The sequence below is a fragment of the Streptomyces sp. NPDC092369 genome (assembly GCF_044755245.1).
GTDB lineage: Bacteria > Actinomycetota > Actinomycetes > Streptomycetales > Streptomycetaceae > Streptomyces.
Genome location: NZ_JBIVQP010000008.1, coordinates 231898 through 247952, shown reverse-complemented (window position 1 = coordinate 247952; position 16055 = coordinate 231898). Strand labels below are relative to the sequence as shown.

Here is a 16055-nt window from a genome sequence, read left to right as displayed (position 1 = left end):
GATGACCGACACCGCCAACCACCGCATCCTCTCCGACACCGTCGCCGGCTACGTCACCTACTTCAGCCCCACCGAGCACCGCTTCGGGCTGCGCACCTCCGACGGCCGCGAGTTCACCGCGCACCTGGCACGCAATGTCGTCTCCCGGATCGTCCGCAACCTCGGCGACCCCTACCAGGACACCACCGCGCAGACCCAGGACATGCTCAGCACCGGGCGATTCCTGTTCGCGTACGGCGTCTTCTACGAGTGGGAGGGCGGCTCGCGCTTCGAGGTGAAGGAGATCACCTTCGCCGAGGAGAGCCGCGGCCACTACGTCTTCGAGCACCCGCGCTGGTGGGTCCAACAGGCCACCGAGATCGCCGACTTCTATCTGCGCGGCCAGTTCCCCGACGGCGACTACGACTGGCGCCACTACCGCACTCAACTCACGCTCGACGGGGCCCAGTTGCCCGAGCACGCCGGGCAGAACGTGCGGCAGGAGACCGACACCATCTCCCGTCTGGTGTACGGCCTGTCGACCGCGTACCTGCTGACCGGCGAGGACCGGTTCCTGGACGCGGCCGAGAGCGGCACGGAGTACCTGCGCCAGTACATGCGCGTGGACGACAAGCACGACGGGATCGTCTACTGGTACCACGGCATGGACATCACCCCGACCGGGCGGCGCAAGGTCTACGCCTCGGAGTTCGGCGACGACTACGACGCCATCCCGATGTACGAGCAGATCTACGCGCTGGCCGGGCCCACCCAGACCTACCGGGTGACCGGCGACCCGCGGATCCTCCAGGACATCGACCGCACGGTGGCGCTCTTCCAGCGCTACTTCCGGGACGAGGAGCGCGGCGGCTTCTTCTCGCACATCGACCCGATCAACCTCAGCCCGTGCGACGACGCCCTGGGCCACAACCGCTCCCGCAAGAACTGGAACTCGGTCGGCGACCACGCCCCCGCGTATCTGATCAACGCCTATCTGGCCACCGGGCGCACGGACTTCGCCGAGCTCCTGGAGGAGACCGCGGACACCATCGTGGCCCGCTTCCCGGACGAGCCGCACAGCCCCTTCGTACAGGAACGCTTCCACGAGGACTGGAGCGCGGACCAGACCTGGGGCTGGCAGCAGGACCGCGCCGTGGTCGGGCACAACCTCAAGATCGCCTGGAACCTGACCCGGATCCGGGCGCTGCACGACAAGCCCGAGTACGCCGAGGCGGCCCGCCGGATCGGCGAGATCATGCCGCCGGTCGGCAGCGACCAGCAGCGCGGCGGCTGGTACGACGTCGTCGAGCGCAAGCCCGACCCGGACAGCGGCATCCACCGCATGGTCTGGCACAACCGCAAGGCCTGGTGGCAGCAGGAGCAGGCGATCCTCGCCTATCTGATCCTCGCCGGCACCGGCGACGACCCCGAGTCGCTGCGGCTGGCCCGGGAGGCCTCCGCCTTCTACAACGCCTTCTTCCTGGACCACCAGGACGGCGGTGTGTACTTCAACGTGCTGGCCGACGGCATCCCGTACCTCGTGGGCACCGAGCGGTTCAAGGGCTCGCACTCCATGGCCGGCTACCACGCGCTGGAGCTGTGCTACCTCTCGGCGGCCTACACCGGGCTGCTGATCAGCCACGAGCCGCTGACCCTGCACTTCCGGCCGCGCCCGGCCGATCTGCCGCAGCGGGAGCTGCGGGTGGCGCCCGACCTGCTGCCCACCGGCTCGGTGGAGCTGACCCGGGTGTGGGTCGACGGCAAGGAGCACCACAACTTCGACGCCAAGCTGCTGACCGTGAAGCTGCCGGAGAGCGACGAGCCGGTGCGGGTGCGGGTCGAGCTGGAGCCGGCGCGGATGCGGCTGCGGGTGCGCAGCGAGGTGGCCGGCGGCACCGCGCACGTGCGCTGCTCCGGAGCCGTCGACGCGGTCGAGCTGGACCGCTTCCGGCACGTGCTGGGCGAGGTGATGGCGGCCGGGCCGCACCGGGTCGAACTGCACCTGGGCGAACTGACCGAGATGTGCAGGCCCGCGGTCAACGAGCTGCTCGTGCAGCGCACCAAGGCGGGTCTGGAAGTCGACTTCGTGGTCGTGGGTTCCGTACTGCCCGAGGTACGGGAAGCCCTGCTGGCCACCGACGCCTTCCTTTTCGAGGGCGAGGAGGACTGAGCCGACATGACCACGACGCTGCTTCCCCCCAGGTACGTCATGGACCGGCCGGCGCAGACGGCTGTGCCGCACGAGCCGGTGGACTTCTCCGCCTACTGCCAGGACCTCTTCGGCGCGCTGTCCCGCTCCGACCAGCGCCGCTGGGGCGAGGTCTACGTCCGGGGCCTGCTCGACGTGCCCGGGCGCAAGACGCCGGCCCGGATCACCGAAGAGGTGCTGGGTCGTCGGGCGGTCCAGCAGATCCAGCAGTTCGTCAACCAGAGCCCGTGGCCGTGCCGTCCGGTGCGGGAGCGGCTCGCCCACCGGATCAGCCGGGCGCTGCAGGCGGAGGCCTGGTGCTTCGACGAGGTCGTCTTCACCAAGAACGGCGACCGTTCGGTGGGCGTGGCCCGGCAGTACGCACCCTCGCTGGAGCGGACCGTCAACTGTCAGCTGGCGCTGGCCACTTCGCTGGCCGGACGGTATGGCGGGGTGCCGGTGAGCTGGCAGTTGCTGCTGCCGCAGCGCTGGGACCGCGACGAGGCGCTGCGCACCCAGGCGCACGTGCCGCCGGACGAGCGGGCCAAGCCGCGCTGGCGGTATGTGCTGGAAGCGATCGACGAGATGCTGGAGGAGTGGTACCTGGAGCCGCTGCCGGTCCTGGTGGACTGGCGCTGCGACGGCGATGTGACACCGCTGCTGCACGGTCTCGAGGCGCGCGGTCTGGCCTATCTGGTGGAGGTGGCGCCCACCGTGGCGGTCACACTGCCGCGGCCGTGCGCCGGTTCGGCGCCCGGCCGCGGCACGCTGTCGGAGCTGGCCCGGCACGCCGTCCAGCACCGCAAGCGGATGCCGATCGCCTGGCAGGACCGGGCGACCTCGCGGATGCGGCAGTCCCAGGTGCTGTCCATGCCGGCGCTGCTGCTCGCCGAGGCGCGCCTTGGCACCGCGGCCGGGCGCCCGCTGCCCGAACGCCCGCCGCAGCGCCCTCGGCACCTGATCGCCGACTGGCCCTACGGCAGGCCCGCCCCGCGCACCTACTGGCTGACGAACCTGCCCGCGCGCCGGATCGCCGACGTGCTGCCGCTCGCGCAACTGCGGGCGCTGTGCGGCAACAGCCTGGCGCGGCTCCAACAGGACTTCGGCCTCGGTGACTTCGAGGGCCGCTCGTTCCGGGGCTGGCACCATCACGTCACGCTGGCCTCGGTGGCGCTGGGCTACGACACGCTGCGCCGGCCCCGGGCGGTCCCGCCGGGTTCGGCCGGCTCGGTCGGTTCGCCCGGTCAGGTCGGCTCGGTCGGCTAGGCGGGAGGCGGACGGATGCGGCCGGGCGGCGCGCGGGGGTGCCGTGGCGAAGTCCCGTCCTTTTCCCGATGTCCTCACCTCGTTTCCCCGTTCACGCCCTCGCTCGTGCAGCGAGACACAGGAGGCTCGTATGAACCAGGCGCAGACGGCCGCGGGCAAGGTGCTCGCGGGCCGTACGGCGGTCGTGACCGGGGGCTCGCGCGGCCTCGGCCGGGCGATCGTGCGACGACTGGCCGACGACGGCGCGGCCGTCGTGTTCAGTTACGCGACCAACAAGGAGGCCGCCACCGAGATCGAGGAAGAGATCGCGGCGGCCGGCGGCACCGCCTGGGCGGTGCAGACCGAACTGGCGGAAGTGGCCCAGATCGAGCGGCTGTTCACGACGGCCGACGAGCACTTCCGCTCCATCGGCGCCGAAGGCCTCGACATCCTTGTGAACAGCGCCGGCGTGGCGTCGTTCACGCCGATCGGCGAGACCGCGGAGGCGGAGTACGACCGGGTGATGGCCGTCAACGCCAAGGCCCCTTATTTCGCGGTGCAGTTCGCCTCTCAGCGGATGGGGGACGGCGGGCGGATCATCGGCCTGTCGACGGTCACCACGCGCTGGCCGCGGGTGCCGGAGTCGGTGTACATCGCCAGCAAGTCGGCGGGCGAGGCGTTCGTACGGGTGGCGGCACGGGAGTTGGGTCCGCGCGGGATCACGGTCAACACCGTCTCGCCCGGGCCGAGCGACACCGACATGCTGCGCGGCGCGACCACCGCGGAGATCCGCGAGCACGTGATCGCCGACACCCCGCTCGGCCGGCTGGGACGGCCCGCGGACGTGGCCGCCGTGGTGGCGTTCCTCGCCGGGCCGGACGCGGCCTGGGTGACCGGACAGAACATCCGCGCCGACGGCGGACTCGTCTACTGAGCGCGGTGCGAGGGGAATGGGGGCGGCCCGCGGCCGTCAGCGTGCCCAGCCGACCTGGGTGAAGTCGATGTCACCCAGGCCCGGTACGCCGTAGTTGGCGAGGCCCTCGCGGACGGCGAGGATCTGCGGGCGCTGGTAGAGCAGGAGATCGTGGGCCGCCGCCCAGATCTCGGCGTCGGCCTGCCGGTACAGGCCGGCGCGGCGGACCGGGTCCAGCGTGTGCACGGCTTCGCGCAGCAGGGCGTCGATGCCGGGGCTGGATATCCGGCCGTAGTTCTCATAGGCCTGGTTGCCGCTCGGCTGCCGGTAGATCGAATACAACGAGCTGGGGTACGTCTGGCCGATGAAACGGAAGATCGCCATGTCGAAATTCCCGCGGTTGAGGTACTTCGACAAGTAGTCGTCGGCGGGAACCTTCTGGATCTCCACCGCGATGCCGACCCGGGAGAGCATTTGCTGGATCAGCTGGGAGAGGTCGAGCCCGAGGCGGGTGGTGGACTGACTGAGCACGAATCGCAGCTTCAACTCCTGCCCGTCCTTGGCGCGTGTTCCGCTTCCGTTCTTCCGGTGCCATCCACGCGCATCCAGAATTCGCTCGGCCTCCTTCAGGTCGTAGCGCCCGAGGGTTCCCGAATTGTCGCTGTAACCCGGCTGGTTGGTCATGAAGAAGTGATTGCCGAGCAACGGCACTCCGATCGGCAGCCCTTCGCCCGCGACCGTCGCCAGCGCGTTCCGGTCGACGGCCCGCAGCACGACTCTTCGCACCTGGGGGTCGGCCAGCGGGCCGCTCGCGCCGTTGAAGGAGACCAGCACCTCGTCCCAGGCGGAGCCGGTGCGGATGTCGGTGCCGGAGGCGCCCTTGAGGCGGTCGTACACGTCCCCGGAGGCCGCGTTGACGGCGCTGATCTCGCCGTTGAGGTAGGCCTGGACGGCGGTCGTGGGGTCGAGGGTGCGGAAGACGACCTGGTCGAGGAGCGGCCGGGTGCCCCACCATTTCGGATCGCGTACGGCGGTCAGGGTCTTGCCCGTGGTGTCCAGCGAGCCGACCTTGAACGGGCCCGCGGTGACGGGCAGTCCGGTCCGCCAGCCGTCGTTGAACTGCTCGGGGGTGCTGAACGCGGCGGCGGGATACAGCGGGGTGAACAGCCGCTGCCAGTCGGCGAACGGCGTCTTGAAGGTGACCTTGACCTCGTGGGCGTCGGCGCCCTCGGTGACCGACGCGATGTCCTCGTAGCCGCTCGGGTCGGCGATCTGGTAGCGCTGGTCGCCGCGGCCGAGGGCGCGCCACTGGGCGGCGAAGTCCTGCCAGCCCAGGGCCGTTCCGTCGGACCAGCGGGCCTTGGGGTTGAGCCGGTAGACGACCGTCTGGGGAGCGGTGGAGGTCACCTTGGCGGATGTCAGGTAGTCGGGGACCGGATGCGGTACGCCTTTCGCGTCGCGCAGGAACAGCCGTGGCTCGAAGAGGCCGACGACGGTGAGCGCGTCGTCCAACGCGCCGTCCAGCTGGAAGTAGTTGAACTGGGTGAGCCACTGGACCATGGAGAGGGTGAGGGTGCCGCCGTCCCGAAGTGCGCTGCGGGGGCGGGCGTTGACATCGGTGCGGTCGTACGCCGGAACCGCCGCGCGGGAATCCCGGTCGTCAGGTTCGTTCGGTCCGCCGGACGACGTGCATCCGGCCAACAGGGCGGCGAGCGCGATGCACACCTGAACGGTCCATAAGAATCTGCTTCGTTCCGGGAATCTCGTCATTTCGATGCCCCTCCCGAGCGGCTCGGAAGTTTAACATTGGCTCATGTCAAGGCCGTGAAGCGCCGCGGGGGGAGTCGCATTGTGGGCGATGCTGTCAAAACGTCTGGCGAACTACTGTTTATTGCTCGTCACGTCAACTTTCCTTTGCTATTTGCTTTCCTCGGCAGCTCTTGACCCTCGCGCGTACTTCGAGGAGCGCACACCGCCTCCGCCGCAGCGGGTGGTCGACCAGCGGTTGGCCGAACTCGGCCTGGACCGGCGGACGCCGGTGGTCGAGCGGTTCGGGCACTGGTCGTGGCGGGCTCTGCACGGGGATCTGGGGCGCACGCTCGACGGGACGTCCGTGACCGCCGAGTTCGGCCGCCGGGTGGGGGTGACGGCCCGGCTGCTGCTGGTGGGCACGGTGACCGGCACGGCACTGGGGGTGCTCGCCGGGGTGTGGGCGGCCGTGCGGCGCGGCCGGCTGCCCGACCGGGGGCTGACGCTGCTGTCGTTCACCGTGCTGTCGGTGCCGCCCTTCGTGCTGGGGCTGTTGCTGCAGACCGGCGCGATCGCGGTCAACGACGCGACGGGCCGCAGCGTGATCCGCTACACCGGCGAGAGCACCCCTGGCCTGGACGGCGGGCCGCTGATCCAACTGCGGGACATGGCGGCGCACTTGGTCCTGCCCACCCTCTCCGTCTCCCTCGGCGCGGTCGCCCTCTACAGCCGCTACCAGCGCGGGGCGACCCTCGACGTGCTCGACGCCGAGCATCTGCGCACCGCCCAGGCCAAGGGACTCACCCCCGGACGCGCCCTGCTGCGGCACGGGTTGCGCACCTCGCTGATCCCGCTGACCACCGTCTTCGCGTTCGGATTCGTGACGATGTTCACCGGCGCGGTGTTCACGGAGAAGATCTACGGCTGGCACGGCATGGGCAGTTGGTTCCTCGACTCGGTGCAGAGGGGCGACGTGAACGCCGTAGTCGCGATCGAGGTGTTCGGCGCGGTGCTCGTCCTGCTGGCCGGGCTGTGCGCGGACCTGCTGCACGCCGCGCTCGACCCACGGGTCCGATTCGCATGAGCTACCCGCGTAGCGCACGGATGCCGCGGCGGCTGACCCGCTCGCCATCGGCGGTCGCGGGCACGGCGTTGCTGTGCGCGCTGCTGCTGCTCGCCTTCGCGGGACCCGCGCTGACGCGCTGGCCGTACTCGGCCGTCGACTACACGGCGCTGCGCGTGCCGCCAGGTTCCGAGCACTGGTTCGGCACCAACCGCATAGGGCAGGACGTCTTCGCGCAGTGTGTGCGCGGACTGCAGAAGTCGCTGCTCATCGGGTTCCTGGTGGCCGTCGTCTCGACGGCGGGCGGAACGGTCGTCGGCGTGTGCGCCGGCTATCTGGGCGGCTGGCCGGACCGGGTGCTGATGTTCCTGGTCGACCTGATGCTCGTGGTGCCGGCGTTCCTGGTCCTGGTGGTCGCCGCGCCGCGGCTGCGGTCCCTGGGCTGGCTCGGCTACGGCGGACTGCTCGCGGCCTTCGGCTGGATGGTCACCGCCCGCGCGGTGCGCGCCATGACCCGCTCCCTGAAGGAGCGTCAATTCGTGGTGGCGGCCCGGTACATGGGCCTCGGGCCGGTCGCGGTGGTGCGCCGGCACATCCTGCCGCACCTGGTGTCCTTCCTCACCACCAGCGCCACGGTCGCGGTGGCGGGGGCGGTGATCAGCGAGACGGGCCTTTCGTACGTCGGTTTCGGCGTACAGCCGCCCGATGTCTCGCTGGGCACGCTGATCGCCGACTCCTCGGACGTGCCGACGACGTATCCGTGGATGTTCTTCTTCCCGGTCGGGCTGCTCGTGCTGCTGGTCCTGGCCTGTCATCTGGTCGGCGAGGGGTTGCGGGACGCGTTCGACCCGGTCGGTTCGGCGGATGCCTCCGGCGTGGGGGGCGCGGCGAACGGGGTCGGTCCCGCCGCCGTGGAGAGCGGTCCGGCGGTGGGCCGGGCATGACGGCGCCGGGATCCGGGACGGCCTCAAGGGAGGTGCTGCTGGAGGCGCGCGGGCTGCGGGTCGGGCGCCCGGCCTCGCGGCGCTTCCCCGCTCTGACCCTGGTGCGGGGCGTCGATCTGCTGCTGCGCCGGGGCGAAGTGCTGGGCCTGGCGGGCGAGTCGGGGGCCGGCAAGAGTCTCACCGCCCTGGCCCTGCTGGGGTTGTGTCCCCCGGGCCTCGAAGCGACGGGGTCCGTACGGCTGTCGGGGCGGGAGCTGGTCGGGCTGCCGGTGCGCGAGCTGGCCCGCCTGCGGGGGCGGCACATCGCGATGGTGTTCCAGGACGCGCTGGCCGCCTTCACCCCGGTGCACCGGATCGGCGACCAGATAGGCGAGGCCCTGCGCATCCACCAACGCCCGCGGCCGGGACGGGAGTCGGCCCGTCGCGCGGCGGCGGAGCTGCTGGACGCGGTCGGGGTGCCGGAGGCGGGCCGGGTCGCCGACGCCTATCCGCACCAGCTGTCCGGCGGCACCCGGCAGCGGGCGATGATCGCGATGGCGATGGCGAACCGTCCGGACGTCATCGTGGCCGACGAGCCCACCAGCGCGCTCGACGTCACGGTCCAGGCACAGGTGCTCCAGGCGCTGGTCACCGCGCGCCGCGAGACGGGCGCGGCGCTGCTGCTGATCAGCCACGACCTGGGGGTGCTGGCCGGCACGGCGGACCGGGTGGCGGTGATGTACGGCGGGCGGGTGGTGGAGTACGGCCGCACGCGGGAGCTGTTCGCGCGGCCCAGGATGCCGTACACCGCCGGGCTGATCGGTTCCGTGCCCCGGCTCGACCGGGACGTCGCCCCGACCCCGATGCCGGGAGCTCCGCCGGCACTGGGGGGCCGGGACTCTGGCTGCGCCTTCGCGCCGCGCTGCCCGCTGGCCGAGCCGGAGTGCCGGACGTACGAGCCGGAACTGACGGGTGACGAGGGGGATGCGGCGGGCGGCCCTGAGCATCCGGCTGCCGACGAGGGGCCTTTGGCCGGTGGCGATGGGCGCCTGGCCGACCAGGAGCCGTGGGTGCCCGTCGACGAACGGCCCTCCACCGACCGGAAGCGGCGGCCGGCTCCGGACGAGCGATGCCCGAGCGACCACCGGCAGCCTTCGGCCGACGGCGCGATGGACCTGGCCGACCCCGGGCGGCGGCTGCGGGCCGACGCACAGCACTCGGATCACCACCAGCGGCAATCGCCCCCCGACGACCCCCACCTGGCCGCCTGTCGGCGCGGTGCGGAGGCCGTGCGGCTGGGTGCCGCGGAGTTGTTTCCGCCGTCGATACCCGTGCGGGCGGCCGTGGCGCGGGGCGTGGTGGAGCCGGTGCTGCGGATCAGGGGGCTGGTCAAGACGTTCCCGGTGCCCGGCGCCGGCGGCCGGCGGCGGCGTGGCGGGCGTGCGGTGCGGGCGCTGGAGGGGGTGGATCTGGAGGTGCGCCGGGGCGAGACGCTGGGGCTGGTGGGCGAGTCCGGGTGCGGGAAGTCCACCACGCTGCTGGAGGTGATCTCACTCAGGGCGCCGCAGGACGGCGGGACCATCGAGGTGCTCGGGCATGACACCGGCACGCTCTCCCGGGACGCGGAACGGCGGTTGCGGGGCGCGCTGCAGATCGTGTTCCAGGATCCGATGGCGAGCCTGGATCCGCGGATGACGGTGGGCGACATCGTCGCCGAGCCGTTGCTGGTGCAGCGGGCGCCGGCCGAGCGGATCGCCGCGCGGGTGCCGGAGGTGCTGCGGCTGGTCGGCCTGCGCCCGGACGACGCCGCCGCCCTCCCGCACCGGTACTCCGGTGGGCAGCGTCAACGCATCGCCATCGCCCGGGCGTTGGCCGTGGAACCGCGGTTGCTGTTGCTCGACGAGCCGGTGTCCGCGCTCGACGTGTCCGTGCGGGCCGGGATCCTCGATCTGCTGCGCCGGCTGAAGGAGGACCCTGGCCCCTCGTGCCTGTTCGTCTCCCACGACCTCGCCATGGTCCGGCAGATCGCCGACCGGGTCGCGGTGATGTATGCCGGTCGCGTCGTCGAGACCGGCACGGTGGACGAGGTGTTCGGACAACCCTGTCATCCGTACACCAAAGCCTTGCTGGACGCGGTTCCGGTGCCGGATCCCGCGGTGGCGCGAGTTCGTTCGGCGACGGTGCTGCGCGGCGATCCGCCCGCTGCCGGCGACAGCGGTACGGGATGTCGGTTCAGGCCACGCTGCCCGGTGTTCGAGTCATTGGAGCCGAGTCAACGGTCGCGCTGTGAACGGGAATTCCCCGCGGTGGCTCGGACGCCGATCGACGGCGGCCGGTCGGTTGTCTGCCATTTCCCCCTCACGGGGGGCTGACTCGGCGCGGGACGGAAATGTCTCGAAGGGCAGGACCACCTTGGCCCGACGGCCTCAGCAGCAGCCGTTCGGACCGTTCTGCATGGACTGCTTGACCGGTTCCTTCGACGGCTCACCTGCCGCGACATAGAGACCGGAGGCGGCGAGGCCGGCAACCAGCAGCATTGCCACAAGCAATATGACGTGTTTCGGAATCACTTTTCTCTCCTCTCCCGCTTTCTTTTCTTTACAACGACAGTCAAGCGTGAATTACAGATCAAGTCAAGAGCGGTTTTACAAAGAAACGACAGGCAGAACCGGAATTTCCATTTCCTCTCCGGCGCCGAAAGGTCATCCGCTGGAGCACGGCATTTTGGGCCATCGGCGGGACGAGGTCCTCCCCAACCATTGGCGTGCCTCAGTCATGCTGGTATTGTGATCTATGACATCTCAAGTCATGTGCTCACCCTGGGAAGCCAAATGGATCATGTCGAAGACGTATCTCCGGTCCAGGTGGGCAGGCGCATCCGAGACCTTCGGGTCGAGCTCGGCCTGAAGCAGCAGGATCTGGCCTCCACGGATATCTCCGCGAGCTACATCTCGCTCATCGAATCGGGCAAAAGGGCTCCCTCGGATGCGGTGCTCACCACATTGGCCCGGAAACTCGGGTGTTCGCCGGAGCATCTGCGCACCGGCCGCGACGACCACGCCACGGAAGACGCCCGACTCCGGCTCTCTTTCGCCGAAATGGCACTGCGCAACGGTGACAACGGAGAGGCACTCCAGGCGTTCGGCGAACTTCTGTCGAAGCCCGGCCTGGTCGACGCCGCGATGCGGCTGCGCGCTCGTATCGGGCAGGCGACCGCGCTGGAGAAGCTGGACCGGGTCGAGGCCGCGATTCCCGTTCTGGAGGATCTCGTCAAGGACCCGTCTCTCGCGGCCGGTTCGGACGAATGGTGCCGGGTGTCGGTCGCCCTCGGCCGTTGCTACCGGACCATGGGCGACGTCACGCTCAGCATCGAGATCTGCGAGCGGGCGCTCGCGACCCTCGACTCCCTCGGGCTCGACGTCACGGTGGACCACATCCAGGTCGGCTCCACGCTCATCGCCTCGTACCTGATGCGCGGTGACATCACCCGGGCCCATCTGCTCGCCCAGAAGCTGATCCCGGTCGCGGAGGAGCACGGCGGGCGGACCGGCCGGGGCGCGGTGTACTGGAACGCGGGTCTCGTCGCCGTCTCCCGCCGGCAGCTGCCCGAGGCGCTGGCGCTGACCGAGCGGGCGCTGGCGATGATGGCCGACGACGACAATCTGCGGCACGTGGCGATGCTCAAGGTCAACGTCGCCTGGCTGGAGCTCCAGTCCGGCAACCCCGACCCGGCCCGCGCCAAGCAGTTGCTGGACGACGCCGGCGAGACACTCGCGCAGTTCGGCACCGCCGTCGAGCAGGGCCGGTGCGAGATCTGCCTGGTGGACGCCAACATGCAGCTCGGACACTGGGACGAGGCCGCCGACCACGCCCGGCGCGCGCTGGGTCTGATGAGCTCGGGTCCGCGGGTGGAGGCGGTCGGGGCGCGGGTCCGGCTGGCCGAGATCCATCTGCTGCGCGGGGACTCCGACCAGGGACTGCAGGCCCTGCACGCGGCGACACGTCAGCTGCGGCACTTCACCGCGTCGTACGAGACGGCCCAGGAGTGGCGGCACATCGGTGACGTATGGAAGCGCCAGGGCCGCTCGAAGGAGGCCCTTGAGGCCTACGACCACGCGCTGCAGGCCTCGGGCATGCCGATGACCTACGACCCCGCCCAGTCCCTGGCCCGGGCTCAGGAACGGCACGGCTGACGCGGTCCGCGGCGGGGGCGTCACCGCGACGGCCCCCCGCTCTTCCCCACCGGATCTCATCGACGTACTCCCCCCGTCGCTCTCCCAGGCGTCGCCGCCGCACCCGTGAAACGGGGTGCGGCGGACGTGTGTCGCGCACGGACGTGTTGCGGGCGGACCCGCTGCGCACGAGAGCCCGTGTTCGGTGGACTCGACGGGCTCGGTGGTAAGGGGTCCTCCCCCGCCCGTGACGTGGTCACGGGTGTCTCCGGCGGGACCGGGGACGGGCCGCCCGCGAGGAGGGGGACCGCGGGCCGGGCACCGGGGCGGGGGGAGGAACCGCCGGACCGTGGTGCCCGGTCGCCGGTTCGCGGGCGGCCCGGTGCGGCGGCGCGGTCACGGGAGCGCCGCCGCGGGGGGCTGCCCGGTCAGCCTCGGGGTCGTCCAGGACGGAGCCGGCAGGCCCCGCGGATGGCTGGCGAGCAGCTCGATGATGGTGCGGGCGAACAGGTGGCAGTGCTCGCCGGTGCGCCCGGTGATCAGGTCGTCGTCGACGACCACGTCCTGGTCCACGTAGATCCCGTCCATGTTGCGCAGGTCGCCGAGCAGGTTGTTGTGCACCACCGCGCGCCGGCCCCGCACCAGGCCCGGCACCGGGGCCGCCAGCCACATGCCGTGGCAGATGATCCCCTTGACGATGACCGGGTCGGCGAACGCGCGGCGCAGGAACTGCGCGGCGGGCGGCAGTTGCTTCGGATCCTCGGTGTAGCGCAGCCGGTCGGCCACGATGCCCGAGGGCACGATGACGGCGCTGAACTCCTTGAGCGCGAACTCGTCGATGTCCTCGAACGATTCGGTCACCGTGAACGGCATCCGGTGCTCGTGCCCGTGGAAGGTGATCCGCTCCGCGCCCCACAGACGGGTCAGGAAGTGGACCTCCGCGCCCTCCTCCGGGAACCTGCGCTGGTAGTAGAGGATCTCGGGCTCGTAGAAGTCGCTCTCCATCAGTACGGCGATCTTGTGCCCCGACAGACGCACGGCTACTGCCCCTTCCCGCGACCGGTCACGAGATCGATGAGGAACGGGCCGGGGTGCGCCAGCGCGTCGGCCACCGCCCCCGCGACCTGACTCGGCTTCTCCACCCGCACCGCGGGCACGCCCAGCGACCTCGACAGCGCGCTGAAGTCGATGGCGGGGTGGGAGAGGTCGAAGATCTCCGGCTGCGCGTGGGCGGGGATGTCCTGCTCCCGCCAGTACTGCTCGATGTTGTCCTCCAGCAGCTTGTAGCTGCTGTTGTTGCAGATCACAAGCTTCGCGCCGATACCGTGCCGGGCCGCCGTCCACAGCGCCTGGAAGGTGTACATGCTGCCGCCGTCACCGGTGAAACCCACCACCGTGCGGTCGGGATGGGCGAGTTGGGCGCCCAGCGCGCCGGGGATGCCGACGCCGAGGGAGCCGCCGCGGGTCTGGTGCCAGTGCCCTGGCACGGCCGCCGGCAGCGGTCCGAAGAGCGCGGGTCCGGCGGTCAACGACTCGTCGAACAGCACGGCGTCCTCGGGCAGTTGAGCGGCCAGCTCCTCCGCGAAGGCGATGTGCGGCAGGTCCTGCGCGGCAGCGGTGTCACGCAGGTGCGCCGCCGACTCCGCCCGGACCCGGGCGCGTTCGGCGCTTCCCACACGCAGCCGCTCACTCGCCGCCTCGCGCTCCGCGTCGCTCATCCGCTCGTCCAGCGCGCCCGCGAGCAGCGCCAGCGTGCGCTTGGGGTCGGCCGCGAGTCCCAGGTCGACGGGGTGGTTCTTGCCGATGGCGTCGGTGTCCAGGTCGATGTGCACGACCGGGACCCCCTTGCCGAACACCCCCTCCAGGGCCGGGAAGACCTCGGGCAGCGCGTACGTCCCGCACAGCAGGACCGCGTCCGCCGCGCTCGTGACCCGGCGGCTGCTCTCGCCGAACATGTGACCCAGCTGGCCGGCATACGCGGGGTGTTCCACGGACAGGTTCACCTCTGCCCAGTCCGCGCCCCACACCTCCGCGCCCCACACCTCGGCCAGCCGGGCCAGCTCCTGCTGGGCCCCGGCGAAGTGGACCCCGTCCCCGGCGATCACGATCGGGTGCCGGGCGCCGGACAGCAGCACGGCGGCGTGGGCGATCTGCTCGGGACGTGGTGCGGAAGCGGTGTCGGGATACACCACCGGCACCGCTTCCTCGCTCGTGTGCCGGTCCATCACGTCGGCGGGCAGCACCACCAGAACCGGGCCGTACGGCGGGGTGCCGGCGACCTTGAAGGCCCGGCGCAGCACCCGCAGTGTGGAGTCGGGGTCGACCACGCGGGTCGCCCACTTGGTCACGGGCCTGGCCATGCCGACCAGGTCCGCGGCCATCTGCGCCTCCATGGCCTCGTAGCGCAGGCCCGCCTCGCCGACCACGACGACCAGCGGGGCGTGGCCGCGCATGGCCTGGTACAGCATGCCGATGCCGTTGCCGAGGCCCACTCCGGAGTGGAGCTGGACGAGGGTCGGCCGGCGGGTGGCCCGGGCGTATCCGTCGGCCATGCCCACGGCCACGGACTCCTGCAGGGTCAGCACGTACTCGAGGCCCGGGAAGTGGCGCAGTTCGTCCAGGAAGCCCTGCTCGACCGTGCCGGGGTTGCCGAACATGTACGGCACCCCGTCGGCGACCAGTTGCTCCAGGAACGCCGCCCGGGCCGGCCTGCTGTCCATCGTCTCTCCGTCCGTCAGGGGGTGGGCGGTTACGCGGTGGCCTTGAAGCCCCACTGGCGCAGGCCCTGGTCGAGGACCTCGACGGTCTTCTGACCGGTGAGGTAGGAGTCGGGGGTCGAACGCCCGGTGATGAAGGGGTAGTCGACGATGACGGAGGTGGTCCGGCCGAAGTTGCCGTGGTAGGCGCCGCCGGGGGCGGTGGCGTCGCGGAGGATGTACTCCAGCGGGTACGGGGGCGGGCCCATGTTGAAGTCGGTGCCGACGAACCCGGTGCCGTCCTGCCAGTCGTACTCGATGCAGTGGCCGGTGACGTGCTTGCCGCGGATGATGCTCTCGCGGTCGCGCTGATCGCGGGCGAACGCGAGGCAGGTGACGCCGTAGCACTCGGCGGCGATGGGGCGGTCCAGGTAGTAGAAGGCGAGGATCAGGTCGTGCACCCGCCAGTTGTTGGCGAGGTCGACGATCGGGCCGCTGCCGCCGACGACGAGCAGCGCGTCGTAGCGGTCGGCGACCTGCTCCTGGACCTTCTCCAGGCGGGTGTTGTACGACTCGTACTCGCGCAGGAAGTACGGCTTGGAGCGGTAGGGGCGCTCCGGGAGCCACGACGACAGGTCGAGCGGGTTGTCGAGGCGGTCGGAGGCCTCGACGGCCTTGACCTTGGCCGCCATCTCCGGGGTGGTGACGGAACGGCCCAGCGGCGGGTCGACGAAGTCGGGGTCGTAGCTCGGCGGCAGGGCCACGGGCCGCTTGCCGGTCGGGGTGGCGAAGGTCAGGTGATAGCCGGCCTTGTCGAAGGTCTCCAGGGGGCCGATGAGTTCCTCGCCCCAGTAGCCGTACTCCGACAGGACGACAAGGATGCGCCTGCTCACGGGGGTTCCTCTCGTTCGGCGTTCAATTCGGACAAGCGAACTGCCGAACTCATGTCTAGTTTTAGGGGTTTGGCCCCTACCAGGCGGGAGGGGTGCGGGTGCCACACAGGTCGAAGTGGCAGACCGCACTACGGCAACTCGCCGTACCACGCGGCTGGTTGTCCAGCGCCGGGCGCACACCGCGAGCGCGCACGTCATGAGGGCGCACAGGACGGCCGCGAGGAGGAAGACATC

The 16055-nt window shown here is 70.9% G+C and carries 12 protein-coding genes; 7 read left to right on the top strand and 5 right to left on the bottom strand.

Translation table 11 applies throughout. The annotated features are described in order from the left end of the window. Position 1 precedes the first annotated feature (1 nt). The 3 genes from ACIQI8_RS39080 to ACIQI8_RS39070 all read left to right on the top strand — a co-directional run bounded on the left by ACIQI8_RS39080 (position 2) and on the right by ACIQI8_RS39070 (position 4346). Positions 2-2149, top strand: coding sequence for an AGE family epimerase/isomerase (locus ACIQI8_RS39080; RefSeq protein WP_402361944.1), 2148 nt, complete (start codon positions 2-4; stop codon positions 2147-2149). A gap of 6 nt (positions 2150-2155) precedes the next feature. Then, positions 2156-3433: an IS701 family transposase gene (locus ACIQI8_RS39075; protein ID WP_402361941.1), complete on the top strand. Its 1278-nt coding sequence runs from the start codon at positions 2156-2158 to the stop codon at positions 3431-3433. 130 nt (positions 3434-3563) lie between these two features. Beyond that, on the top strand, positions 3564-4346 hold the full coding sequence (locus tag ACIQI8_RS39070; RefSeq protein WP_124002663.1) for an SDR family oxidoreductase: 783 nt from the start codon (positions 3564-3566) through the stop codon (positions 4344-4346). A 36-nt stretch (positions 4347-4382) separates the two neighbouring features. Here the strand turns inward: ACIQI8_RS39070 and ACIQI8_RS39065 are convergent, their stop codons facing one another. Beyond that, positions 4383-6050, bottom strand: a complete 1668-nt coding sequence (locus ACIQI8_RS39065; protein ID WP_402361937.1) for an ABC transporter family substrate-binding protein — start codon at positions 6048-6050, stop codon at positions 4383-4385. Positions 6051-6183: 133 nt separating this feature from the next. Between ACIQI8_RS39065 and ACIQI8_RS39060 the strand changes: the two genes are divergently transcribed. Genes ACIQI8_RS39060 through ACIQI8_RS39050 form a run of 3 tightly spaced genes read left to right on the top strand, consistent with a single transcriptional unit; the run spans position 6184 to position 10432 of the window. Further along, the gene (locus ACIQI8_RS39060; RefSeq protein ID WP_402362777.1) at positions 6184-7158 is read left to right on the top strand and encodes an ABC transporter permease; all 975 of its coding nucleotides are present in this window, start codon (positions 6184-6186) and stop codon (positions 7156-7158) included. Then, the gene (locus ACIQI8_RS39055; protein ID WP_402361934.1) at positions 7155-8081 is read left to right on the top strand and encodes an ABC transporter permease; all 927 of its coding nucleotides are present in this window, start codon (positions 7155-7157) and stop codon (positions 8079-8081) included. The genes ACIQI8_RS39060 and ACIQI8_RS39055 overlap by 4 nt, the downstream gene beginning before the upstream one ends. After that, positions 8078-10432 carry a dipeptide ABC transporter ATP-binding protein gene (locus ACIQI8_RS39050; RefSeq protein ID WP_402361931.1) on the top strand — a complete coding sequence of 785 codons (2355 nt, stop codon included), beginning with the start codon at positions 8078-8080 and terminating at the stop codon, positions 10430-10432. Before ACIQI8_RS39055 ends, ACIQI8_RS39050 begins: the two co-directional genes overlap by 4 nt. A 54-nt stretch (positions 10433-10486) precedes the next feature. Here the strand turns inward: ACIQI8_RS39050 and ACIQI8_RS39045 are convergent, their stop codons facing one another. Then, positions 10487-10630: a hypothetical protein gene (locus ACIQI8_RS39045; protein ID WP_185146347.1), complete on the bottom strand. Its 144-nt coding sequence runs from the start codon at positions 10628-10630 to the stop codon at positions 10487-10489. A gap of 261 nt (positions 10631-10891) precedes the next feature. On the opposite strand from ACIQI8_RS39045, the gene ACIQI8_RS39040 reads away from it, so the two are divergent. After that, positions 10892-12253, top strand: coding sequence for a helix-turn-helix domain-containing protein (locus ACIQI8_RS39040; protein WP_402361928.1), 1362 nt, complete (start codon positions 10892-10894; stop codon positions 12251-12253). Between the two features lie 375 nt (positions 12254-12628). On the opposite strand, the gene ACIQI8_RS39035 is transcribed toward ACIQI8_RS39040, so the two are convergent. The 3 genes from ACIQI8_RS39035 to ACIQI8_RS39025 are packed head-to-tail and all read right to left on the bottom strand — an operon-like array spanning position 12629 to position 15821. Further along, a complete protein-coding gene (locus ACIQI8_RS39035) occupies positions 12629-13270 on the bottom strand; it encodes a DJ-1/PfpI family protein (RefSeq protein WP_402361925.1) in 642 nt (213 codons plus the stop codon). Between the two features lie 2 nt (positions 13271-13272). After that, the gene (locus ACIQI8_RS39030; RefSeq protein ID WP_402361922.1) at positions 13273-14952 is read right to left on the bottom strand and encodes a thiamine pyrophosphate-binding protein; all 1680 of its coding nucleotides are present in this window, start codon (positions 14950-14952) and stop codon (positions 13273-13275) included. 29 nt (positions 14953-14981) lie between these two features. Beyond that, positions 14982-15821, bottom strand: coding sequence for a type 1 glutamine amidotransferase domain-containing protein (locus ACIQI8_RS39025; RefSeq protein ID WP_124003005.1), 840 nt, complete (start codon positions 15819-15821; stop codon positions 14982-14984). Positions 15822-16055: the final 234 nt, after the last annotated feature.

Bases quoted from the DNA above. Each gene is read 5' to 3' on its own strand.
- ACIQI8_RS39080 (WP_402361944.1), top strand. From the start codon at position 2: ATGACCGACACCGCCAACCACCGCATCCTCTCCGACACCGTCGCCGGC.
- ACIQI8_RS39075 (WP_402361941.1), top strand. From the start codon at position 2,156: ATGACCACGACGCTGCTTCCCCCCAGGTACGTCATGGACCGGCCGGCG.
- ACIQI8_RS39070 (WP_124002663.1), top strand. From the start codon at position 3,564: ATGAACCAGGCGCAGACGGCCGCGGGCAAGGTGCTCGCGGGCCGTACG.
- ACIQI8_RS39060 (WP_402362777.1), top strand. From the start codon at position 6,184: ATGCTGTCAAAACGTCTGGCGAACTACTGTTTATTGCTCGTCACGTCA.
- ACIQI8_RS39055 (WP_402361934.1), top strand. From the start codon at position 7,155: ATGAGCTACCCGCGTAGCGCACGGATGCCGCGGCGGCTGACCCGCTCG.
- ACIQI8_RS39050 (WP_402361931.1), top strand. From the start codon at position 8,078: ATGACGGCGCCGGGATCCGGGACGGCCTCAAGGGAGGTGCTGCTGGAG.
- ACIQI8_RS39040 (WP_402361928.1), top strand. From the start codon at position 10,892: ATGGATCATGTCGAAGACGTATCTCCGGTCCAGGTGGGCAGGCGCATC.
- ACIQI8_RS39030 (WP_402361922.1), bottom strand. From the start codon at position 14,952: ATGGACAGCAGGCCGGCCCGGGCGGCGTTCCTGGAGCAACTGGTCGCC.